Source organism: Streptomyces termitum (assembly GCF_014650175.1).
GTDB classification, from domain to species: Bacteria; Actinomycetota; Actinomycetes; order Streptomycetales; family Streptomycetaceae; genus Streptomyces; species Streptomyces termitum.
The window spans coordinates 292,639-313,746 of the sequence record NZ_BMUL01000009.1; the positions used below are offsets into that span (position 1 = coordinate 292,639).

Here is a 21,108-nt window from a genome sequence, read left to right on the forward strand (position 1 = left end):
GGGAGTCCGGCGGGTGGCCGCCCGGACGGCCACCCGCCGGACCCGACGGGACGGACCCGCACGCCCGGAGGTCGTACCCCCGTCAGCCGATCGGACGATGGGGGATCGAGCGCGACGGCGGATGCCCGGCGGGCCGGTGCGGGGCCGACCCTTGGGTCATGCCCATGATCGAAGTGCAGGACCTGCGGAAGGCGTACGGCGCGCGCCGGGCCGTCGACGGCGTCACCTTCTCCGTGGAGGAGGGCGAGATCTTCGGGATCCTCGGACCCAACGGCGCGGGCAAGACCACCACCGTCGAGTGCGTCGCCGGACTCCGCGCCCCCGACACCGGACGGATCCGGGTGGCGGGCCTCGACCCGGTCGCCGACCACGACCGGGTCACCCGCCTCCTCGGCGTCCAGCTCCAGCGGAGCGAACTCCAGGCCCGCCTCACCGTGCGCGAGGCGCTCGACCTCTACGCCTCCTTCTACGAGCACCCCGCCGACCACCGCGCCCTCGCCGGACGGCTCGGCCTCGACGCCCACCTGGACGTCCAGTTCGCGAAGCTCTCCGGCGGGCAGAAGCAGCGCCTCTTCATCGCCCTCGCCCTCATCGGCGACCCGCGCGCCGTGATCCTCGACGAGCTCACCACCGGACTCGACCCCCGGGCCCGCCGCGACACCTGGACCCTCGTCGAGGACGTCCGGGCGAGCGGCGTCACCGTCCTCCTCGTCACCCACGTGATGGAGGAGGCCCAGCGCCTCTGCGACCGGATCGCCGTCATCGACCGGGGCCGGGTCACCGCCCTCGACACGCCCGCCGGGCTCATCGACCGCACCACCACGGCCCGGACGATCTCCTTCGCCGCCGACACCCCGCTCGACCGGGCCGACCTCGACGCCCTGCCCGGCACCACGGCCGTCACCGCCCGCGACGGCCGCACGGTCGTCACCGGCACCGACGCCACCGTCGACGCCTTCGTCCGCCTGCTCGCCCGCCGCGCCGTCACCGCCCGGGGCCTGCGCATCACCGACACCACCCTCGACGACGCCTACCTCGACCTCACCTCCTGACCCCGCTCCCGGCCCCCTCCCGCCAGCGCCCCTCCCGACAGGAGCAGCACCATGGCCAGCACCGCCCCACCGGCCTCCGCCACCCGCACCGTCCTCACGACCGAGGCCCGCCTCTTCGCCCGCGAACCGGCCGCCCTCTTCTGGGTGATGGTCTCCCCGACCCTGCTCCTCGTCGTCCTGGGCCTCATCCCCTCCTTCCGGGAGCCCTCCGCCGACCTCGCCGGCCGCCGCGTCATCGACCTGTACGTCCCCGTCGCCGTCCTCTTCGCCCTGATCATGGCCGGGCTCAACGCCATGCCGCCGGTCCTCTCCGGCTACCGCGAACGCGGCATCCTGCGCCGCATGTCGGCCACCCCGGTCCGTCCCGCCACCCTGCTCACCGCCCAGCTCGTCCTGCACGCCGCCGCCGCGCTGGTCTCCTCCCTGCTGGTGATCGCCGTCGGCCGGACCGCCTTCGGCGTCGCCCTGCCCGGCAACCTCCCCGGCCACCTCCTGGCCCTCCTCCTCGCCGTCGCGGGCGCCCTCGCCCTCGGCGCCGCGGTCTGCGCGGTCGCCCGCACCCAGAAGGCCGCCACCGCCGTCGGCACCGCCGTCTTCTTCCCCACGATGTTCACGGCGGGGGTCTGGGTACCGGTCCAGGCGATGCCCGGTACGCTGCGCCGGATCGTCGAGTTCACGCCCTTCGGGGCCGCTTCGCGCGCCCTCGACGAGACGGCCCGGGGCGGCTGGCCGAGCCTCCTCGCCCTCGGGGTGATGGCCCTGTGGGCGGTCGTCCTGACCGGCACGGCGATCCGGCGCTTCCGCTGGGAGTGACCGGCGGGCCACCGCACGGCGACGGCGAGAGGGGTATGGGGATGGCGGCGACGGTCGAGGAACGCTGGCGCCAGTTCCACCGCTGGGGGCCGTACGGGCTCCTCGGCGTCGCCACCGTGCTCGCCGGGGCCACCGCGGGCCCGCTGATGACCGGCACCGAGCAGGCCGCGGCCGCGGCCCTGACCGCCGCCGCGCTCCTCCTCCAGCTCTGCTGGCACGCCCGCCGCCCCACCGCCCCGCCCCCGCCCGACACGGACGGCCCGGTCCTGATCCCCGGCGCCCCCGGCCCCGCCTCCGTCGCCTACTACGTCCTGCGGACCGCCCTGGCCTTCGCCCTCACCTGGCTCAACCCCTTCTTCGCCGTCTACGCCTGCGTCGGCTACTTCGACGCCGTCCCGCTCCTGTCGTCCCGGCCGGCGGTCGTCCGGACCGCCCTCCTCGCCGTCGCCGTCACCATGGCCGGCTCCCAGTCCGGCGGCCTGCCGCCGCGCGGCACGCTCCAGTGGATCGCGTTCGCCGGACTGTTCGCCCTCAACGCGAGCCTCTCCGTCGGCCTCGCCCACCTCGGCGCCAAGGAGGCCGAGAAGGCCGCCGAGCGCACCGCGACCATCACCGCCCTCGCCCGCGCCAACGCCCGCCTGGAACAGGCCCTCGCCGAGAACGCCGCCCTCCAGGCCCAGCTCGTCCTCCAGGCCCGCGAGGCCGGCGTCGCCGACGAGCGCCGCCGCCTCGCCGCCGAGATCCACGACACCCTCGCCCAGAGCCTCACCGGCATCATCGCCCAGCTCCAGGCCGCCACCGGCACCACCGACCCCGAGCGGCACGGCGTCCACCTCCGGCGCGCCGCCGCCCTCGCCCGGCACGGCCTCGGCGAGGCCCGCCGCTCCGTGCAGGACCTCAGCCCCGTCGCCCTCGAACACGCCACCCTGCCCGAGGCCCTGGAGAAGACCGTCGGCGGCTGGGCCGAACGCACCGGCATCCCCGCCCGCTTCACCGCCACCGGCACCGAACGCCCCCTGCACGACGAGGTCTGTGCCACCCTCCTCCGCATCGCCGAGGAGGCCCTGGCCAACACCGAGCGGCACTCCGCCGCCACCCGGGCCGGCGTCACCCTCTCCTACATGGACGACGAGGTCGTCCTCGACGTCCGCGACGACGGCCGGGGCTTCGACCCGGACGCGCTCCCAGCGGGCGGCCCCGGCGGCGGGTTCGGGCTGCGCGGCATGCGCGTCCGCGCCGAACGCCTCGCCGGGGCCGTCGCCGTGGAGTCCGCGGCGGGCGAGGGCACGGCCGTCTCCGTTCGCGTACCGTTGGCGCCCCATGACTGAGATCACCCTGCTCATCGTCGACGACCACCCCGTCGTCCGGGACGGCCTGCGCGGCATGTTCGACACCCAGCCCGGCTTCCGCGTCCTCGGCGAGGCGGCGGGCGGCACCGAGGGCGTCGAACTGGCCCTGGCCCTCGACCCGGACGTCGTCCTCATGGACCTGCGGATGCCCGCGGGCGGCGGCGTCGACGCCATCGCCGCCCTCGCCCGGCACGGCGCCCGCTGCCGGGTCCTCGTCCTCACCACGTACGACACGGACACCGACACCCTCCCCGCCATCGAGGCCGGGGCGACCGGCTACCTCCTCAAAGACGCGCCCCGCGACGAGCTCTTCGCCGCCGTGCGGGCCGCCGCCGAGGGCCGCACCGTCCTCTCCCCGGCCGTCGCCACCCGCCTGGTCACCGCCGTGCGCCGCCCCGCGGGACCCGCCGACGCCACCCTCTCGGCCCGCGAGCGCGAGATCCTCGCCCTGGTCGCCCGGGGCACCTCCAACCGGGAGATCGCCGCCGAACTCTTCATCAGCGAGGCCACGGTGAAGACCCACCTCACCCACCTCTACGGCAAGCTCGCCGTCAAGGACCGCGCGGCCGCCGTCGCCGCCGGCTACGACCGGGGCATCCTCGGCCGCGCCTGAACCCCGGCCGGGCGCGGTGGGGGAGCGGGGCTCAGCGCACCAGTTCCGCCGCCAGCAGGTCCATCAGCAGACCGTCGTGCCAGGTGCCGTCCGCGCCCCGCTCGTACCGCCGCATCACGCCGACGGGCCGGAAGCCCACCTTCTCGTAGCAGCGGATCGCCACCGCATTGTCGGCCGCCGGGTCGATGACCAGCCGGTGGTGGCCCCGGTCGTCCACCAGGTGCCGGGCCAGGGTCCGCACGGCGTCGGTGCCCAGGCCCCGGCCGTGCGCCGACGGGTCGAGGAACAGGTCGATCCCGGCGTGCCGGTACTCGGGGTCCTCCTCGGCGTGCCACTGGATCATGCCGAGGACCCGGTCGGGCCGGTCGAGGGCGCGGACCGTCAGGCAGTGGGTGCCGGGGTCCGCCAGATCGGCGGCGACCTCCGCGGCGAGGTCGTCCCCGCCGCGCCACCGCGCCCGCACCTCGGGCGTGTCCCGGATGGCGGCCAGGGCGGGCACGTCCCCGGGACCGGCGGGACGCAGGACGACCAGGGCGCCGCGCAGCTCGCTCATGCCCGCCCCTCCGCCCCGGCGGCCGGCCAGGCGCCGCGCCCGGCCAGGTCGAGGACGAGCCCGGCGATGTTCCAGGCGTCGTCCTCGCCCCGGTGGTGGCGGCCCTCCAGCGGGCGGCCCGCGATCCGCAGCGCGTCCGCCATGCCGGGCCGCCGGCCCAGCCCGTACGCCTCGGTGAAGACGGCCTTGGCGTTGGTGTGCCCGCGCTCGGCGGGCCGGCCGAAGGGGAAGGCGGTGCCGGTGGCCCGGCACTGCCGGTCGAACTGGCGGCGGTCGTAGTCGCCCCAGCTCGCCCACGGCCGCAGCCGCGCGTCGTGCGCGTCGGTGAGGATCCGGCACGCCTCGGCGAAGGAGACGCCGCCCGCCACCCGCTCGGGGGTGAGGCCGGTGAGCTCCGTGCAGAAGGGGCTGACCTCGGAGCGGGCGGGCCGGACCAGGACGCCGTGCCGGGAGACCCGGCGGCGGGCGGTCAGGTCGACGACGGTGAGCCCGATCTCGATGATCTCGCTCACGGCGCCCGGCGGCGGCTGCCCCTCCCAGCAGGTGGCCTCGACGTCCACGACGTTCAGGAGCACGGGGGGATCGTTGTCCATGCGGCGAGGATAAGGAGCCGCTCGCCCCCAGGACATCCGTTTTCCGTACGGCTCCGATCCGCCCCGTTCCCGTCCGGCTCCGGCCCGGCCCCGCCCCGCTCACGGCGCGAAGGGGCCCCCGGCTCCGAAGGCGTGGCGGGCGAACCGCTCGCCCATCCGCCGGTGGGCGGCGGCGTCCGGGTGCAGCCCGTCCGGCAGCGGCAGCTCGGCCGCGTCCCCGGAGCCGTACAGCTCCGTGCCGTCGAGGTGGAAGAGGTGCGGGTCCTCCCCGGCGCGCTCGGCGACGATCCGGGCCAGTTCGGCGCGGACGACGCCCAGGGTGAGCTTCCCGGCGGCGGTCTCCGCCGGGTCCCCGGCCGCCCGGAAGGCGAGCCGCCCCTCGGCGAGCGCCGCCGGATCGGGCAGGCTGGGCCCCGGCACGGCCTCGTGGATCGGGCACCGGATGGGGGAGACGACGAGCAGCGGGGCCGTCGGATGGCCCTCGCGGACGGTGTCGAGGAAGCCGTGGACGGCGGGCCCGAAGGCGCGCAGCCGCAGCAGGTCGGTGTTGACCAGATTGATGCCGATCTTGACGCTGATCAGGTCGGCGGGGGTGTCCCGCAGCGCCCGTGCGGTGAACGGGTCGAGCAGCGCGCCGCCGCCGAAGCCGAGGTTGACCAGCTCGACCCCGCCCCGCCGGGAGGCGAGCGCGGGCCAGGTGGCGGCGGGCCCGGCCGCGTCGGAGCCGTGGCTGATCGAGCTCCCGTGGTGCAGCCAGGTCCGGCGGACCCCCTCGGGCGCCGGGGCGACGGGGGCGTCGGCGCGCAGCGCGACGAGTTCGGTCCGCTCGTTGTGCGGCAGCCACAGCACCACCTCCTTCTCCGCCCCGGCCAGTCCGTCGAAGCGCAGCGTCGCCACCGGGCCGGGGGTGGTGACCGTGCGCCCGGTGGCCAGGTCGACGGTGTCCACGTCGCCGCCGGACGCGGTGGCGGACGCGACCCGCCGCCCGTCCGCGTACAGCTCGTAGACGCCGTCGGGGCGCGGCGGCATCCCGGGATAGACCCGCTTGGTGGGCAGCACGTCCAGCTCGACGGCGGTCGCCCGGGTCCGGAACACGAGCCGGACACCGGCCGGCTGGGCCTCGGCCATCGCCAGCTGCGGGTCGGTGTTCTGCCGCCGGGCCCGCGCGGGCAGCCGGTGCGGCAGCAGACCGCGCGCGGTCCGCTCCAGCTCCAGCGCGCCGCGGATCAGGCGCGGGTCGAGGGGGACGGAGGTCAGGGGGGTGGTGCTCATGACGGCTCTCTCGTGATCGGTGCCGGGGTGGGCGCGGGGGAGGCGGGCCAGGCGCGGAGGAGGACGTCGAGGGCGTCCACGATGCGGGCCCAGCTCTCCCGGCTGTCGGGCGCGCTGTGGCGGAAGGCGCCCTTGAGCTCCAGGTCGGCGTACCCGTGGAAGACGCTGCCCAGGAGCCGCACGGCATGGGTCCGGTCCGGTTCCGGCAGGTCGTAGCCGCGCAGGATCGCCCGGGTCATGGCCGCGTGCCGGGGCCCGGCGCTCGCGGCGGCGTCCTCGGGGCTCAGCGGCAGCTGGGCGGCGGCGTACCGGCCGGGGTGCCGCTCCGCGTACCCCCGGTAGACCTCGGCGAAGGCGGCGAGCGCGTCCTTCCCGGCCCGCCCGGCCAGGGCCGCGGCCCCCAGGTCGGCCATCTCCTCCAGGGAGAGGAGCGCGATCCGGGTCCGCAGGTCGTCCGAGCCCTTGACGTGCGCGTACAGACTCGCGGACCGGACGCCGAAGTGCCGGGCGAGGAGGGCGACGGTGACCCGGTCGAAGCCGACCTCGTCCGCGAGATCGGCCCCCGCCCGCACCAGCCGCTCCACCGTGAGCCCCACCCGTGCCGCCACGCGCCACCCCTTCCTACGCCCTCACCACTTTTGCCTACACCTATTAGGCGCAGAAGAGTGAGGCATAGGCAAACGGGGAAACGGGGAAACGGAAGGCGCCGGGCAGAGGCGCGAAGCACGCCGGACCGGGTACGGACCCACGACGCGACCTCCGGCCATCCGACCGGCACCGAACCGGCCGGCCGACGGGTCGGGGCCGCCGCCCCGGGATCGCGCGCCCCCTCGGCGCCTCACGCCGTGCGCCGCTCCGCCACCACCGCGCCGCCGCTCTCGTGCTCCCGGCGGGCCGCCTCCAGGAGGCGTGACCACGACCGGACCGTGGACCGGCGTTTCAGCAGGGCCCGGCGCTCGCGCTCGGTCATCCCGCCCCACACCCCGTGCTCGATCCGCCCGTCCAGCGCGTACGCCAGGCACTCGGCCCGCACCGGGCAGCCCGTGCACAGCGTCTTGGCCCGGTTCTGGGCCGTTCCCTCGACGAACAGTTCGTCCGCGCCCGCCGTCCGACACAGCCCGGACGACATCCAACTCCCGTTCATGGCCCCCCTCACCGACCACCTGGGCCCCGTCCCACCGACGGGCCCCGACAGGCCAGGAACGCTACGGAGGCACGTGCCGAAGGTCCACAAGTCGCCCCGTGCTTCCCCCCATCGGGTGATCCCCGGCGGGCAACCCCCGCCCCGCGCCCGGCGTCCACGGAAACGGACCCCGACGCGAGAACACCCCGCCGGGTTCGCCGCCTCCGGGACGATCCCCACCCGCCGCCTCCTCCTGGAGTCGTACGCCGATACGGCCTCAAGGTGCCTTCCCTACCCGGGAGTTACCAGGAAGGGTGCTGTCGAACGCACACCCGACCCGCACCCGTGAGGAACCGACCACCCTTGCGAAACCGCACCGTGCCCGTCGTGGCGCTCGCCGTCGCCGCGACGCTCCTGCCCGTCCTGACACCCGCCGCCACCGCCGCCCCGCCCCCCGCGCCCACGACCGCCGCCCCGCCCGCCGCCACGGCCACCGCGGCGGCCGACACCCTCGCCGTCCCGGCCCCGTACACCCGGCAGAAGCCGCGCTGGGCCCGCTGCGACGCCCAGACCCCGGCCGAGTTCGAGTGCGCCACCGTCAAGGTCCCCCTCGACTACGCCCGCCCCGGGGGCCGGACCCTCGACCTCGCGATCTCCCGGATCAAGGCCACCAGCCCCCGGGAGCGGCGCGGCGTCCTCCTCATCAACCCCGGCGGCCCCGGCGGCCAGGGCCTCGACATGCCCCTCTACCTCGGCGCCGAACTGCCGGACGCCGTCAAGCGGCAGTACGACCTCATCGGTTTCGACCCGCGCGGCGTCGGGCAGAGCTCACCCGTCGGTTGCGGCCTGACACCCGAGGAGACGAACTGGCAGCGCTCCTACAAGGCCGCCACCTGGACCAAGGACGTCGCCTGGGCGCGGACCGTGGCCGAGAAGTGCCGCAAGGCCGGCCGAGGCGTCCTGCCCCACCTCAACACCCGCAACACCGCCCGGGACATGGACGTCGTCCGCGCCGTCCTCGGCGAGAAGAAGATCTCCTACCTGGGCTTCTCCTACGGCACCTACCTCGGCGCCGTCTACACCCAGCTCTTCCCGCGCCGCGCCGACCGGTTCGTCCTCGACAGCGCCGTCGACCCGGCACGCATCTGGCGGGGCATGATCCAGGTGTGGGCCGAGGGCGCCGAACCCGCCTTCACCCGCTGGACCGAATGGACCGCGGCCCGCGACGCCGCCTACGGGCTCGGCGACACCCCCGCCGAGGTCCGCGCCGCCTTCTGGGACCTCGTCGCCCGCGCCGACCGCGACCCCGTCGTCCTCGACGGCACCCCCCTGAGCGGCGACGACATCCGCACCCTCCGCCCGCTGTTCTTCGAACCCGAGTACGCCGCCGACGCCGTCGCCCGGATCAAGCGGGCCGCCGACGGCGGCACCCCGGCCCCGCTCCGCCGGTCCGCCCCGCCCCGCACCCTCCCGCCGTCCTTCACCCGGGCCGTCCCCGAGGACAACGGCGATGCGGCCTTCTGGTCCGTCGTCTGCGCCGACACCCGCGCCTGGCCCCGCGACCCGGAGCGCTACCGCCGCGACGCGATCCGCGACAAGGCGGCCTACCCGCTCTACGGCGACTTCGCGTCCCACATCAAGCCGTGCGCCTTCTGGGGCACCGGCAGCGAGCCCGCGACCACGGTCGACAACACCGTCCGCGCGCTCATCCTCCAGAACGAATGGGACTCCCAGACGCCCCTGGTCAGCGGCCAGGGCCTGCGCCGGACCATGAAGGGCGCCCGGATGCTCACCGTCCTCGGCGGCGAGGGCCACGGCGTCTACGGCACCGGGAGCTGCGCCGACCGGACCGCGACCGACTACCTCACCACCGGCCGGCTCCCCGCCGCGGACACCACCTGCCGCACCGCCCCGGGGCAGCCGGTGACCAGCCTCAGGCTGCCGCCCTCGGTGCCCCACGCCCTCCCCAAGGGCTTCTGAGTCACCCTCAGGTCCCGGGCGGAGAAACGCTCCTGCCCCTCCGCCCGGGAACCCGCCCCGACCCGCGTGATACGTTTCCCGCCGCCGTGCGCACCGCGAGACGAGGAGGTGAGACCGATCGACCCTGTGACGGATCGGGCCTCCCTCCCCCGCATGGCCCGGGGAGTGCCCGGACAAGGCACCCCGGAAGGCTTCCCCCGGCATGCGCATCACCTCTGAGACGTCCACCGACGGCGTCCGCGAACAGCTCTTCACCCTCGGCGACGTCCCCGGCGTCCTGTGGACCCCGGACGGCTCCACCGGCCCCCGCCCCCTGATCCTGATGGGCCACGGCGGCGGCCGGCACAAGAAGGACCCCGAGATCCTGGCCCGCGCCCACCGCTTCGCGGCCGACGGCGGCTTCGCCGTCGCCGCCGTCGACGTGCCGGCCCACGGGGACCGGCCGAAAGTCCCCGCCTACGACCGCCTCGTGGCCGAGAACCGGGCCCGCGTGGCGGCCGGCGAGGAACTCGCCCCGCTCATCGCCCGCTTCCAGGCCCTCGTCTCCGCCCGGACCGTGCCCGAGTGGCGGGCCGTCCTGGACGCCCTCCAGCGGCTCGACCACGTCGGCCCCGGCCCGGTCGGCTACTGGGGCGTCTCGCTCGGCTGCGGCCTCGGCGTCCCCTTCGTCGCCGCCGAACCCCGCGTCCGCGCCGCGGTCCTCGGCCTGGGCGGCGCCCTCGCCTCGGCGGGGGAGGCCGCCGGGATCACCGTTCCGGTCACGTTCCTGCTCCAGTGGGACGACGAACGGGTGCCCCGCGACCAGGGCCTCGCCCTCTTCGACGCCCTGGGCTCGGCCGAGAAGACCCTCCACGCCCACCCCGGCGGACACGACGCGCTCCGACCGCACGAGCCGGACAGCAGCCTGGCCTTCTTCACCCGCCACCTCACCCACGCCTGACCCCCACCACGCCTGACCCCCACCACCCCGGGGCCGCCCCACCCCGGGCCCGGCACCCGCCCGCAGGGCCGTACGGCCCCGGGGTCTTCATCCCCTGCCGTGCACCTTCGGGTGCGCCGCCCGTCCGTACGGCCCCGGGGCCCGCGCCCCGGGGCCGTACGGACGTCCTCGCCGGAACCGTCCGGAAACCGCCCCCGGGGCCTGGAACTTTTTCCCGCCGAACCCACTCATGATCATTGGGCGCGGTACGCCGCCGGCGGACGCGCCCCGCCCCGCGGCCACGAACCCCGTGCGCCGCGCCGAACGAAGCGCGAGAAGCCGAGGAACCCCACCGTGCCCCTGACGTCGCACCGACGCCGCCTGACCCTGAGCGCCGCCACCCTGGTCACCGCACTCGCCGCGGGACTCGTCCCCGCCACGACCGCCCTCGCCGCCGAGCCCGCCGCCCGGCCCGCGCCCACCACCGCCCCCGCCGCCGCGACCCCCGCCCCCGACATGGACGGCGTCGCCGCCGCCCTCGACGCGGCGATGGCCAACGGCGCGCCCGGCGCCATGGCCCGCTTCACCGGCCCCGACGGGGTGCGGAGCCGTACCGCCGGCGTCCGGGACCGCGAGACGGGCGCCCCCATGGACATCCACGCCCGCTTCCGGGTCGGCAGCGTCAGCAAGACGTTCTCCACCGTCGTCCTCCTCCAGCTGGTCCAGGAGGGCCGGCTGGAGCTCGACCAGCCCGTCAACCGCTACCTGCCCGGCCTGCTGCCCGACGACCGCATCACGGTCCGCCACCTCCTCACCCACCGCAGCGGCCTCTCGGACTACACCAACGCGATGTTCGCCGACACGGTCCCCGGCTTCGAAGCCGTGCGGAACCGCGTCTTCACCTACCAGGAGCTCGTCGGCCTCTCCCTCGCCGAGCCCCGCACCACCGAGCCCGGCGTCTCCTACCGCTACTCGAACACCAACTTCGTCGTCGTCGGCATGCTCATCGAGAAGCTCACCGGCCGCCCGGTCGCCAACGCCTACCAGAAGCGGATCTTCAAGCCGCTGAGGCTGCGCGGCACCTCCTACGTCCACCCCGACACCCGCATCGCCGGCCTGCACGCCCGCGGCTACCTGCACCCGGACGCGGCCGGCGACCCGCTGGTCGACTCCACCGAGCAGACCGTCTCCTGGGCCCAGTCCGCCGGAGCCGTCATCTCCACCCCCGCCGACCTGAACACCTTCACCAGCGCCCTCATGCGCGGCCGGCTGCTCTCCCCGGCGATGATGGACGCGATGACGACCGTCACCCCGACGGACGCCACCAACACCCGCTTCTACGGACTCGGCCTGCGCCGCTACGACCTCTCCTGCGGCACCCAGGTCTTCGGCCACACCGGCACCGTCCAGGGCTTCTACACGTACACCTTCTCGACCCGCGACGGCCGCCGCAGCCTCTCCGCGGTCGCCAACACCTCCAACCGCGGCGTCGTCAACACTGTCCTCGGCGGCACCCTCGAAGCCGCCTTCTGCGGCAAGGCCCCGGCGGCGGCCCCGTCCGCCCGCACCGCCGCCCCGGCCCGCGGCGCCACCGTCCTCCCGGCCGAGCGGGACCTGCCCGAGCGCCACTGACCCCGGACCGCCGGGAGGAGCCCCGCGCCCCTCCCGGCGACCCGTCCGCCGCTCCGCCGCGCCCCGCGGACCGGACGCGACACGCCGCGCGCACCCGAAGCGCCCCCGCGGAACGCCGGACCGTGCTACGGTTTGATTGTTGCAGTTGTGGTACCCATGAACCTATGTGCGCCTGACCGGAATGATTCTCCGCAGGCGCATTATTTGTTTTCCGGCATCTCCGGATGGGGCCTCTGCCTACAGAAGGAGAAAATCATGGCACAGGGAACCGTGAAGTGGTTCAACTCGGAAAAGGGCTTCGGCTTCATCGAGCAGGACGGCGGCGGCCCGGACGTCTTCGCCCACTACTCGAACATCGCGACCCGCGGCTTCCGTGAGCTCCAGGAGGGGCAGCGCGTGAGCTTCGACGTCACGCAGGGCCAGAAGGGCCCGCAGGCGGAGAACATCGTCCCCGCCTGATCGCCGGACGCGTATCCGTCGCTGCCGGGGTCCGCACCGTCATGGTGCGGACCCCGGTTTGGCTTGTTCGAGGAAAGGCAGAGAGAGAAACATGGCCCGCAGGCCCCAGAAGGCGAACAGGCGCGCCTCGTCGTCCCCGGCACGACAGTCCGCGCCGAATCCGGCGTCCCACGAATTCCGGCTGCCGGAGAACACCACTCCCGGCCTTCCCGCCGCCGAGTCCTTCGCCGACCTGGACATGCCCGCGGCACTGCTGAAGACCCTCACCGCGCAAGGCGTCGAGGCACCCTTCCCGATCCAGGGCGCCACCCTCCCCGACGCCCTCGCCGGACGTGACGTACTCGCGCGGGGCCGCACCGGCTCCGGCAAGACCCTCGCCTTCGGCCTCGCCCTGCTCGCCCGCACGGCCGGCCTGCGCGCGCAGCCCAAGGCGCCCCTCGCCCTCGTCCTGGTCCCCACCCGCGAACTCGCGCAGCAGGTCACCGACGCCCTGACCCCCTACGCGACCGCCGTCAACCTCCGGCTCGCCACCGTCGTCGGCGGCCTCTCCGCGAACCGGCAGGCGCAGACCCTCAAGCGCGGCGCCGAAGTGGTCGTGGCCACCCCCGGCCGCCTCAACGACCTCGTCGACACCGGCGACTGCGTCCTCGGCGACGTGCGCGTCACGGTCCTCGACGAAGCCGACCAGATGACCGACATGGGATTCCTGCCGCAGATCACCCGGCTGATCCGCCAGGTCCGCCCCGACGGCCAGCGCCTCCTCTTCTCCGCCACCCTGGACCGGAACATCGACAAGCTGGTGCGCGGCTTCCTCGCCGACCCGGTCGTCCACTCCGTGGACCCCTCCGCCGGAGCGGTCGCCACCATGGAGCACCACGTGCTCCACCTCCTGGACGAGACCGACAAGAAGGCCGTCGCCACGCGGATCGCCGCCCGCGACGGCCGCGTCATCCTCTTCCTCGACACCAAGAGGTCGGCCGACCGGCTCGCCAAGAAGCTCCTCTCCGTCGGCGTCCGCGCGGCGGCCCTGCACGGCGGCCGCTCCCAGCCGCAGCGCAACCGCACCCTGGAACAGTTCAAGAACGGCCAGGTCACCGCACTGGTCGCGACCAACGTCGCCGCCCGCGGCCTGCACATCGACGACCTCGACCTCGTCGTCAACGTCGATCCCCCCACCGACCACAAGGACTACCTCCACCGGGGCGGCCGCACCGCCCGGGCGGGCGACTCCGGCCGCGTGGTCACCCTCGTCCTGCCCGCCCAGAAGCAGGACGTCAGCCACCTCATGACGGTCGCCGGCATCCGCCCCCGCACCACCCGCCTCACCTCCAGCGACCCCCAGCTGGCCGACCTCACCGGCGCCCGCGAACCCTCTGGGGTCCCCGTCGTCATCGAGATCCCCCAGCAGGCCGCACCCGCCGCCCCCCGCCGCGCCCGGAAGCCCTCCGCCGCGTCCGACGGCCAGGGCCAGGGCCGCCGTCGCCGGGGCGGCGAGGGCACCGAAGCGAAGAAGGCCACCGGCGCCCCGAGGCGGACCGGCCGCCGGCCCGCGCCCGGTACGGCCCCCGCGGGCGACGCGCCCGAGACCGGCACCCGGTCCGGCGCCCGTCGCGCGGCGGGCGCGCCCGCGGCCAAGAAGACCGCGTCGGCCACCCCCGACCGCCGCCGCTCCCGCCGCCCCCGCGCCGGCGGTACGGGCTCCGCCCCCGGCACCGGCGCGAGCCGCTGACCCACCCCACTGACAGAGCCTCCGCAGCCCCCGGCCGCGGAGGCTCTGTCAGTGGTGCCCACTAGTTTCGGAGACGTCGCGAAAGATCGTTCCTGACACCAGGGGGGCACCGCACCATGACCGAGAACTGTGGGCACGACACGCTCCGCGTGGTCCTGACGGACATCGACACGGGAGTCGTCGAGGCGTGGCGCGCCGCCTTCGCCGACGTCCCCGGCATCGAGATCCGCCGGGGCTCGATCCTCGACGAGGACGTGGACGCCTGGGTCACGCCGACGAACGCCGCCGGCCGGATGGACGGCGGCGTCGACGCCGCCATCAAGCGCCACCTGGGGGCCGGGATCCAGCTGCGGGTCCAGCGCGCCATCCGCGACCGCTTCGCCGGGAGCATGCCGGTCGGCAGCGCCGTGTGCGTCCCCTCCGGGGCGACCGTCCCCCGCTTCGTCATCTCGACGCCGACCATGGTCGCCTCCTCGCAGGACGTGAGCGACACCCTCAACGTCGCCATGGCCTGCGCGGCGGCCTTCCAGGCCGTCCACCGGCAGAACCGGAAGGCGCCCGGCAGCATCCGCTCGGTGGCGCTCGTCGGCATGGGCGCCCGTACCGGCCGCGTCCCGGCCCGGGTGTGCGCCAACCTCATGTGGACCGGCCACGCCCTCTTCCACGACCACTGGTTCGACGACGACGACGTGCTCCGTGCCACCCTCACCGCCCAGCTCTCCGGCGTCGACCTGACCCCGCCCACCACACGGGTCCGGATCACGCCGCCCAAAGGAGCCGCTGCCGAAGGGGGCGCTGCCAAAGGAGCCGCTGCCCAAGGGGGCGCTGCCAAAGGAGCCGTCGCCAAAGGGGGTGCCGGCCGAGGGCACGCCGCCCCAGGGCACTGCTCCTGCCCCTGACGCCGCTCCCCAGCCCGCCGGCCCCTCGCACCCCGCAGCCACGACGACCGGGAGTCCCGCCATGAGCGACGCCACCACGCCCCCGCAGCAGCCCGCCCCCGACGCCCCGCACGACCCGGCCGACCCGCTCGCCCTCGCCGGGCTCTTCGCCGGCGGCGGCGAGGCGTGGCTGCCGCTCCTGAAGCCCGTGATCGAGGCCCGCCCGGAGGCCGACCGGTTCATCGGCCCCGGCCGCAGCCCGCAGGTCGTCCCCGTCCGCGAGCTCACCTTCCAGGCGCTCAAGCCGAACCCGCCGCACAAGTGGAAGGTCGTCGCCTTCGGCCAGAACCCCTACCCGAGGCCGGAGAGCGCCACCGGCATCGCCATGTTCGACAACACCTTCAACGACTGGAAGGACAGCCAGTTCGGACGGGTCGTCAGCATCCGCTGCCTCATCAAGGCGGCGGCGATGTGGAAGTACGGCATCGTCAAGAAGACCCCCATCGCCGACGTCCGCGCCCTCCTCAAGGAGCGCGACACGGTCCAGCCGCCCGAGTGGTTCCAGGCCATGCTCACCCAGGGCGTCCTCCTCCTCAACACCGCGCTGACCGCCAGCGCCGACGGCGCCCTCGCCACCGACCGGCACACCGCCTTCTGGCGGCCCGTCGCCGAGCGGATCGTCGAGGAGATCCTCCGCGCCAAGCAGGAGGCCGAGGACCCCGAGGACCGCGGCGTCGTCTTCGCCTGGTGGGGCGCCCACGCCCGCGGCCTGAAGAAGACGGTGCAGCGCCTGGAGAAGAACTACCCCGGCGTCGAGGTCCGCCACATCGACCACGCCAACCCGGCCGCCCAGGGCGACCTCTTCTGCGAGGGCGACCACTTCGCCACCGTCAACGACGCCCTGCTCTCGCTCGGTTCCGAACCGGTCGACTGGCTCCCGAGCAAGGGCTGGGACCAGGCGGGCCCCGGCACCGGGCCGGGCGCCCCGGACGCCGCCGTCTCCTCCCGCATGGGCGCCTTCATCGCCTCCACGATGGAACTGCACCAGCTGTACCTGGAGCGGCTCACCAGCGTCCGCGACGAGGGGCAGGTCCTGCCGCCGCTCACCGGCGTCCTCGACAGCCCGCTGCTCCCCTTCGACGAGGCCGTCGCCCCGGTCACCGCGGTCCTCACCGGACTCGGCCGGCACATCGACCGCTCCCGGGAGTTCGGCAAGCGGCGCGCCGACGAACGCACCGGCCCCGGCCCCTCCGCCGACGCCATCGCCGCCCTCCACCTCTACACCTGCGAGTCCGGCTTCTACCGGGACATCAACGCCGTCCTGCGCTCCCCGGACCGCGACCGGGTGATCCCGTACCTGCCCTACCTGCGCCTGCTGTTCTCGGCGGTGGACTCGCTCCCGGTCCGGACCGAACCGCTGTGGCGCGGCGTCGCCCTGGACCTGCGCACCCAGTACCCCGTCGGCTCGACGGTCACCTGGTGGGGCGTCTCCTCCTGCACCTCCGAGCCGGGCGTCGCCCGCTCCTTCCTCGGCAGCCGGGGCAAGCGCACGCTGTTCGAGGTGACGCCGGCCCGCGCGGTGGGCATCCGCGACTTCTCCGCCTTCACCGGCGAGGAGGAGTACATCCTCACCCCGGGCACCCAGCTGGAGGTCACCGACGTGAAGGCCGAGCGCGGGGGCCTGTGCACGGTGCGGCTGCGGGAGGTGGAGACCCGCCTCGTCTCCTGACCCGCCCCGCCCGTCCCCGTCACCCCCTCGCCCCACCGCACCCCGCCGACCAGCGGGAACGTACAGTGGGCCGATGAAGATCGACGAGGCGGGAAGCACGGTGGGAACCCCGGCGGGGACCGGCGTCGACGGGGTGCGGAACTTCCGGGACGCCGGCGGCCTCGGGGCACTGCCGTCCGGCGTCCTCTACCGCTCCGGCGCGCTGCACACCCTGTCGGCGCGCGGCGCGCGGGAGCTGACCGGCCTCGGGGTGCGCACGGTCGTGGACCTGCGCAGCGGCCCCGAGACCGCCGACCGCCCGGACGTCCTGCACGGCATCCCCCTCACCCACCTGCACGTCCCGGTCTTCGCCGAGCAGCGGTGGCCGGACGAGCAGATGGCCCTCTATCCGGCGATGGCCGAGCACGCGGGCCGCGCCGTCCTGGCGGTGCTCAGGCGGCTGGCCGCCGGGGACGGCGCCCCGGTCCTGGTCCACTGCGCCTCGGGGAAGGACCGCACCGGCGTCGTGGTCGCCCTCGTCCAGACCCTCTTCGGAGCGCCGGAGGAGTCGGTGACCGAGGACTTCCTGCGCTCCAACACCGCCCTGGGACTCTCCGAACCCCCGCTCTCCTCCCCGGCCCCGCGCGGCCACAACACCCGCCCGGTCACCGCCGCCCACCTGGCCCGCGCCCTGCTCTGGATCCGCAGCCACCACGGCTCCCTCCCCGCCTACCTCCGCACCCGGGGCGCCACGGAACAGGACCTCGCGGCCCTGCCCGTCGGTACCCCCGGCATCTGAGCCGCGACCCGCCCGCCGCTCACCCCCCGTTCCGGAACACCCGCAGTCCGGACACCTCGAAGGACATCTCGCGGGTTTCCGGATCGGGCGCGGGGTGATACCGCCCCGCGCACACGGAGAGGTTGACGATCAGATAGGCGTGCCAGGAGCGGCCGACCCCCCGCCCGTCGGAGAAGACCCGCCGGCCGTCGACCCACCACACCACGGACCGCGTGCCGAACGAGATGCGCAGGTCCACCCAGCCGCCGGGGCGGATCTCGGGCGAGCGGTGGTAGCGGTACGTGCCCCGCACCCGGTTGGACAGCTCCAGCAGGTCCGGGTTGTCCGGGTGGTACTCGAAGACGTCGACCTCCTGCCCGCCGTCCCGCCACGTCCAGATCGCGGGCCAGGCCCCCGTCTCCTCGGGCAGCCGCACCCGCGCCTCCAGGATGTCCCCGGTCCGCACCTGGAACCCCTCGGCACTGCCCTCCGTCGTCAGGAGCCCGGTGTCCCACAGGCCGTCGCGCCGCCGGGTCGCGCGGAACGTCCCCGAGCGGCTGTGGGCGGGATCGGCGACCAGGTGGTCCAGCTTGTTGTCGCGCGGGTTGACCGGGCCTCCGCCGGGATAGGCCCAGGAACGGCCGGCGACCCACTGTTCGGAAGAGGCGAAGTCGGCGGTGAACACCGGCTCGCCGGCGGGGGGAGGAGTGGGGGAGGAAAGGGGCATGGTGGCTCCTGTCCGGACGGAACGACGGTCTCCGGCCTTCCTGCCCACCCCCGCCCCACTCATGCGGAATCCCTCCCTCCCTGTCGAGAACCCGCCACGCTCCGTATCCGGAAGGGGGTGGCGGACGACACCCGGAGCCCGCCCTCCGCACACGCGCTCCGAGGACGGCAACACCCATTCCACGCAGGACTGTTGACTTCCTACCGGCCGGTACAGAGGATCGCGTCCATGTCGGCCACTCCTGAAGCGCTCCCGTCCTTCCCGCCCGATTTCCTGTGGGGCGTCTCCACCTCCGCCCATCAGATCGAAGGCGCCGTCGACGGCCGCGCCCGCTCGGTGTGGGACGACTTCGCCGCCGAACCCGGCCGGATCAGGGACGGCTCCACCGCCGACACCGCCTGCGACCACGTGGCCCGCTACCGCGAGGACGTGGCGCTCATGCGCGACCTCGGCGTGGACGCGTACCGCTTCTCCGTCTCCTGGCCCCGGGTCCTCGCCCCCGGCGGACTCGACTTCTACGACCGGCTGGTCGACGAGCTGTGCGCCCAGGGGATCCGGCCGGTGCCGACCCTCTTCCACTGGGACCTGCCCTCCGAGATCGAGGCCGCTGGCGGCTGGCTGGACCGGGACACCGCCTCCCGCTTCGCCGCCCACACCGAGACCGTCGCGGCGCGCCTCGGCGACCGCGTCCAGAAGTGGATCACCCTCAACGAGCCCGCCGAGCACACCCTCCTGGGCCACGCCCTCGGCGAGCACGCGCCCGGCCACAAGCTCCTCTTCGACGCCCTGCCCGCCGCCCACCACCAGCTCCTCGCCCACGGCCTCGCCGCCCGGGTGCTGCGCGCGGCCGGCGCCACCGACATCGGCATCGCCAACTCCCACGGCCCGACCTGGCCCGCCTCCGACGGACCGGCCGACACCGAGGCCGCCGACCTCTACGACCTCATCCTCAACCGCCTCTTCTCCGACCCCCTGCTGCTGGGCCGCTACCCGGACGGCTTCGGCGACCTCATGCCCGGCGACGTCGCCGCCGACCTGAAGGTGATCTCCGAGGACACCCTCGACTGGTACGGCATCAACTTCTACCAGCCGACGAAGGCGGGCGCGCCCACCGCCGACGACGTGGAGTTCTCCGGCGTCACCCTCCCCGCCGGCCTGCCCTTCTCCCTCCAGCCCATCGAGGGCTACCCCACGACGGACTTCGGCTGGCCGGTCGTCCCCGACGCGTTCGCCGACCTCCTCACCGCCTTCCGCGACCGCTACGGCGACCGGCTGCCGCCCCTCGTCATCACCGAGAACGGCTGCGCCTACGAAGGACTCGACGACCAGGAGCGCATCGCCTACCTGGACGGGCACCTGCGGGCCCTGCACCGGGCGATGGCGGCGGGCGTCGACGTCCGCGGCTACTTCGTCTGGTCGCTCCTGGACAACTTCGAGTGGGCCGAGGGCTACACGAAGCGCTTCGGCCTCGTCCACGTCGACTACGCCACCCAGAAGCGCACCCCGAAGGCGTCGTACGGCTGGCTGCGCGACGCGCTGAGAGCCCAGCGGGCATGACCGCCGCCGCCCTGGAGGAGCCGGTCGAACGGGTCGGGCGCGGCTGGACGACCGCGCTGTCGCTGGCCAACGGCGCGATCTGGGTGGGCTGGTACGGCCCGCTCCAGATCCTGCTCGCCCGGCAGTCCGAGCACTTCGCGCCCGGCACGGGCCTGTCGAAGGAATCGCTGCTCGCCTGGGTGACCGGCGTCGGCGCGGTGGTCTCGCTGGCCGCGAACCCGCTGTTCGGAGCGGTCTCCGACCGGACCGCGTCACGGTACGGGCGCCGCACCCCGTGGATCGTCGCCGGTACGGCGGGCGGCGCGCTGTCCCTGCTGCTCCTCGGCGCCGCGGACGCGGTCTGGATCCTCTTCCTGGGCTGGGGCCTGGTGCAGCTCACCCTCAACGCCGCCTTCGCCGCCGTGACCGCCGCCGTCCCCGACCGGGTGCCGCGCGGCCAGCGGGGCGCGGTCGGCGGCTGGCTCGGCGCCGCGCAGATCCTCGGCGTGGTCGGCGGCACCGGCCTCGCGACGGCGGCCGGGGGAGTGGCGGCGGGATACGCGGCCTGCGCCGTGTTCACCCTGCTCGGCGTCGCCCCGTACGTCCTGCGCCACCCCGACCTGCGGCTCGCCGCGGCCGACCGGCCCGCCTGGTCCTGGCGCGGCTTCGCCGCCGGCTTCCGCCTGAGCCCGCGCACCCACCCCGACCTCGCCTGGGCCTGGCTCACCCGCTTCCTCATCAACCTCGGCAACTCCCTGGTCCTGCTCTACCTCTTCTACTACCTGCGCGACCGGCTGCACCACGAGGACCCGGAGACCGGCGTCCTCGTCCTCACCGCGATCAACGGCGTGACCCTGCTCGCCACCGTCGTCGTGGGCGGCATCTGGTCCGACCGCACCGGCCGCCGCAAGCCCTTCGTGCTCTGGTCCGGAGTGCTCATGGCGGCGGCGACGGGCCTGCTGGCCTGCTGGCAGACCTGGAGCGGAGCCCTCGTCGCGGCGGCCCTTCTCGGCATCGGCTTCGGCGTCTTCACCTCGGTCGACTTCGCCCTCATGACGGACGTCCTGCCGACCGCCCTCGACCGGGGCAAGGACCTCGGCGTCATCAACATCGCCAACTCCCTCCCGCAGGTCGCGGCACCGGCCCTGGCCGCCCCCCTCGTCAACCACCTGGGCGGCTACCGGACCCTCTACCTGACGGCGGCCGGCATCGGCCTGCTCGGCGCCCTGCTGGTACGCCGCATCAGAGCCGTCGCCTGAACGGCCCAGCCCTCCCGGCTCCTTTCCGAAGGAACCGGGCCGCCCCGCCCCGCACCGGCCGTTAATTCCGCTCGACGCACCAGGCCACCTGGTACGTTGGAGAGAGACAGACGCCTTTCGACGAGGAGACAGACG

20 protein-coding genes are annotated in these 21,108 nt (G+C 74.8%); 14 read left to right on the forward strand and 6 right to left on the reverse strand.

The window, feature by feature from the left end:
• Positions 1-158 precede the first annotated feature (158 nt).
• The 4 genes from IE219_RS19325 to IE219_RS19340 are packed head-to-tail and all read left to right on the forward strand — an operon-like array spanning position 159 to position 3,827.
• Positions 159-1,052 (forward strand): ABC transporter ATP-binding protein, encoded by an 894-nt coding sequence (locus tag IE219_RS19325; RefSeq protein ID WP_189979060.1) that lies wholly within the window; start codon positions 159-161, stop codon positions 1,050-1,052.
• Positions 1,053-1,103: 51 nt separating this feature from the next.
• Complete coding sequence (locus IE219_RS19330; RefSeq protein WP_189979061.1) at positions 1,104-1,865, forward strand: ABC transporter permease; 762 nt, start codon at positions 1,104-1,106, stop codon at positions 1,863-1,865.
• Positions 1,866-1,906: 41 nt separating this feature from the next.
• A complete protein-coding gene (locus tag IE219_RS19335) occupies positions 1,907-3,193 on the forward strand; it encodes a sensor histidine kinase (protein WP_189979062.1) in 1,287 nt (428 codons plus the stop codon).
• Positions 3,186-3,827, forward strand: coding sequence for a response regulator (locus IE219_RS19340; RefSeq protein ID WP_189979063.1), 642 nt, complete (start codon positions 3,186-3,188; stop codon positions 3,825-3,827). Before IE219_RS19335 ends, IE219_RS19340 begins: the two co-directional genes overlap by 8 nt.
• Before the next feature lie 31 nt (positions 3,828-3,858).
• On the opposite strand, the gene IE219_RS19345 is transcribed toward IE219_RS19340, so the two are convergent.
• The 5 genes from IE219_RS19345 to IE219_RS19365 form a co-directional block, all read right to left on the reverse strand.
• Positions 3,859-4,380, reverse strand: coding sequence for a GNAT family N-acetyltransferase (locus IE219_RS19345; protein ID WP_189979064.1), 522 nt, complete (start codon positions 4,378-4,380; stop codon positions 3,859-3,861).
• Entirely contained in the window at positions 4,377-4,973 is a 597-nt protein-coding gene (locus tag IE219_RS19350) for a 3'-5' exonuclease (RefSeq protein WP_229849866.1), read from the reverse strand. Before IE219_RS19350 ends, IE219_RS19345 begins: the two co-directional genes overlap by 4 nt.
• A gap of 99 nt (positions 4,974-5,072) precedes the next feature.
• Positions 5,073-6,245, reverse strand: a complete 1,173-nt coding sequence (locus IE219_RS19355) for a GDSL-type esterase/lipase family protein (RefSeq protein ID WP_189979066.1) — start codon at positions 6,243-6,245, stop codon at positions 5,073-5,075.
• Positions 6,242-6,853, reverse strand: coding sequence for a TetR/AcrR family transcriptional regulator (locus IE219_RS19360; RefSeq protein ID WP_189979068.1), 612 nt, complete (start codon positions 6,851-6,853; stop codon positions 6,242-6,244). Before IE219_RS19360 ends, IE219_RS19355 begins: the two co-directional genes overlap by 4 nt.
• A 230-nt stretch (positions 6,854-7,083) precedes the next feature.
• Positions 7,084-7,389 carry a WhiB family transcriptional regulator gene (locus IE219_RS19365; RefSeq protein WP_189979069.1) on the reverse strand — a complete coding sequence of 102 codons (306 nt, stop codon included), beginning with the start codon at positions 7,387-7,389 and terminating at the stop codon, positions 7,084-7,086.
• 342 nt (positions 7,390-7,731) lie between these two features.
• Here IE219_RS19365 and IE219_RS19370 point away from each other — a divergent pair, with 342 nt between their 5' ends.
• The 8 genes from IE219_RS19370 (at position 7,732) to IE219_RS19405 (ending at position 17,472) form a co-directional block, all read left to right on the forward strand.
• Positions 7,732-9,348: an alpha/beta hydrolase gene (locus tag IE219_RS19370; RefSeq protein WP_189979071.1), complete on the forward strand. Its 1,617-nt coding sequence runs from the start codon at positions 7,732-7,734 to the stop codon at positions 9,346-9,348.
• Between the two features lie 202 nt (positions 9,349-9,550).
• The gene (locus tag IE219_RS19375) at positions 9,551-10,288 is read left to right on the forward strand and encodes a dienelactone hydrolase family protein (protein WP_189979073.1); all 738 of its coding nucleotides are present in this window, start codon (positions 9,551-9,553) and stop codon (positions 10,286-10,288) included.
• 333 nt (positions 10,289-10,621) lie between these two features.
• Complete coding sequence (locus tag IE219_RS19380) at positions 10,622-11,899, forward strand: serine hydrolase domain-containing protein (RefSeq protein WP_189979075.1); 1,278 nt, start codon at positions 10,622-10,624, stop codon at positions 11,897-11,899.
• A gap of 255 nt (positions 11,900-12,154) precedes the next feature.
• Positions 12,155-12,358 (forward strand): cold-shock protein, encoded by a 204-nt coding sequence (locus IE219_RS19385; RefSeq protein ID WP_189979077.1) that lies wholly within the window; start codon positions 12,155-12,157, stop codon positions 12,356-12,358.
• A gap of 91 nt (positions 12,359-12,449) precedes the next feature.
• Positions 12,450-14,087 carry a DEAD/DEAH box helicase gene (locus tag IE219_RS19390; protein ID WP_189979079.1) on the forward strand — a complete coding sequence of 546 codons (1,638 nt, stop codon included), beginning with the start codon at positions 12,450-12,452 and terminating at the stop codon, positions 14,085-14,087.
• Positions 14,088-14,203: 116 nt separating this feature from the next.
• Positions 14,204-14,986, forward strand: a complete 783-nt coding sequence (locus tag IE219_RS19395; protein WP_189979081.1) for a macro domain-containing protein — start codon at positions 14,204-14,206, stop codon at positions 14,984-14,986.
• Positions 14,987-15,047: 61 nt separating this feature from the next.
• On the forward strand, positions 15,048-16,694 hold the full coding sequence (locus tag IE219_RS19400) for an ADP-ribosyltransferase domain-containing protein (RefSeq protein ID WP_189979083.1): 1,647 nt from the start codon (positions 15,048-15,050) through the stop codon (positions 16,692-16,694).
• Between the two features lie 73 nt (positions 16,695-16,767).
• Positions 16,768-17,472 (forward strand): tyrosine-protein phosphatase, encoded by a 705-nt coding sequence (locus IE219_RS19405; protein WP_189979085.1) that lies wholly within the window; start codon positions 16,768-16,770, stop codon positions 17,470-17,472.
• Positions 17,473-17,491: 19 nt separating this feature from the next.
• Here the strand turns inward: IE219_RS19405 and IE219_RS19410 are convergent, their stop codons facing one another.
• Complete coding sequence (locus IE219_RS19410) at positions 17,492-18,178, reverse strand: LamG domain-containing protein (protein ID WP_189979087.1); 687 nt, start codon at positions 18,176-18,178, stop codon at positions 17,492-17,494.
• 228 nt (positions 18,179-18,406) lie between these two features.
• On the opposite strand from IE219_RS19410, the gene IE219_RS19415 reads away from it, so the two are divergent.
• Entirely contained in the window at positions 18,407-19,735 is a 1,329-nt protein-coding gene (locus IE219_RS19415) for a GH1 family beta-glucosidase (RefSeq protein ID WP_189979088.1), read from the forward strand.
• Positions 19,732-20,973 (forward strand): MFS transporter, encoded by a 1,242-nt coding sequence (locus IE219_RS19420; RefSeq protein WP_189979091.1) that lies wholly within the window; start codon positions 19,732-19,734, stop codon positions 20,971-20,973. The genes IE219_RS19415 and IE219_RS19420 overlap by 4 nt, the downstream gene beginning before the upstream one ends.
• The last annotated feature ends 135 nt before the right edge of the window (positions 20,974-21,108 follow it).

Excerpts from the sequence above, each read along its gene's own strand:
- IE219_RS19325 (WP_189979060.1), top strand. The coding sequence starts at position 159 with ATGCCCATGATCGAAGTGCAGGACCTGCGGAAGGCGTACGGCGCGCGC.
- IE219_RS19330 (WP_189979061.1), top strand. The coding sequence starts at position 1,104 with ATGGCCAGCACCGCCCCACCGGCCTCCGCCACCCGCACCGTCCTCACG.
- IE219_RS19335 (WP_189979062.1), top strand. The coding sequence starts at position 1,907 with ATGGCGGCGACGGTCGAGGAACGCTGGCGCCAGTTCCACCGCTGGGGG.
- IE219_RS19340 (WP_189979063.1), top strand. The coding sequence starts at position 3,186 with ATGACTGAGATCACCCTGCTCATCGTCGACGACCACCCCGTCGTCCGG.
- IE219_RS19345 (WP_189979064.1), bottom strand. The coding sequence starts at position 4,380 with ATGAGCGAGCTGCGCGGCGCCCTGGTCGTCCTGCGTCCCGCCGGTCCC.
- IE219_RS19350 (WP_229849866.1), bottom strand. The coding sequence starts at position 4,973 with ATGGACAACGATCCCCCCGTGCTCCTGAACGTCGTGGACGTCGAGGCC.
- IE219_RS19355 (WP_189979066.1), bottom strand. The coding sequence starts at position 6,245 with ATGAGCACCACCCCCCTGACCTCCGTCCCCCTCGACCCGCGCCTGATC.
- IE219_RS19365 (WP_189979069.1), bottom strand. The coding sequence starts at position 7,389 with ATGAACGGGAGTTGGATGTCGTCCGGGCTGTGTCGGACGGCGGGCGCG.
- IE219_RS19375 (WP_189979073.1), top strand. The coding sequence starts at position 9,551 with ATGCGCATCACCTCTGAGACGTCCACCGACGGCGTCCGCGAACAGCTC.
- IE219_RS19385 (WP_189979077.1), top strand. The coding sequence starts at position 12,155 with ATGGCACAGGGAACCGTGAAGTGGTTCAACTCGGAAAAGGGCTTCGGC.
- IE219_RS19390 (WP_189979079.1), top strand. The coding sequence starts at position 12,450 with ATGGCCCGCAGGCCCCAGAAGGCGAACAGGCGCGCCTCGTCGTCCCCG.
- IE219_RS19395 (WP_189979081.1), top strand. The coding sequence starts at position 14,204 with ATGACCGAGAACTGTGGGCACGACACGCTCCGCGTGGTCCTGACGGAC.
- IE219_RS19400 (WP_189979083.1), top strand. The coding sequence starts at position 15,048 with ATGAGCGACGCCACCACGCCCCCGCAGCAGCCCGCCCCCGACGCCCCG.
- IE219_RS19405 (WP_189979085.1), top strand. The coding sequence starts at position 16,768 with ATGAAGATCGACGAGGCGGGAAGCACGGTGGGAACCCCGGCGGGGACC.
- IE219_RS19410 (WP_189979087.1), bottom strand. The coding sequence starts at position 18,178 with ATGCCCCTTTCCTCCCCCACTCCTCCCCCCGCCGGCGAGCCGGTGTTC.
- IE219_RS19415 (WP_189979088.1), top strand. The coding sequence starts at position 18,407 with ATGTCGGCCACTCCTGAAGCGCTCCCGTCCTTCCCGCCCGATTTCCTG.
- IE219_RS19420 (WP_189979091.1), top strand. The coding sequence starts at position 19,732 with ATGACCGCCGCCGCCCTGGAGGAGCCGGTCGAACGGGTCGGGCGCGGC.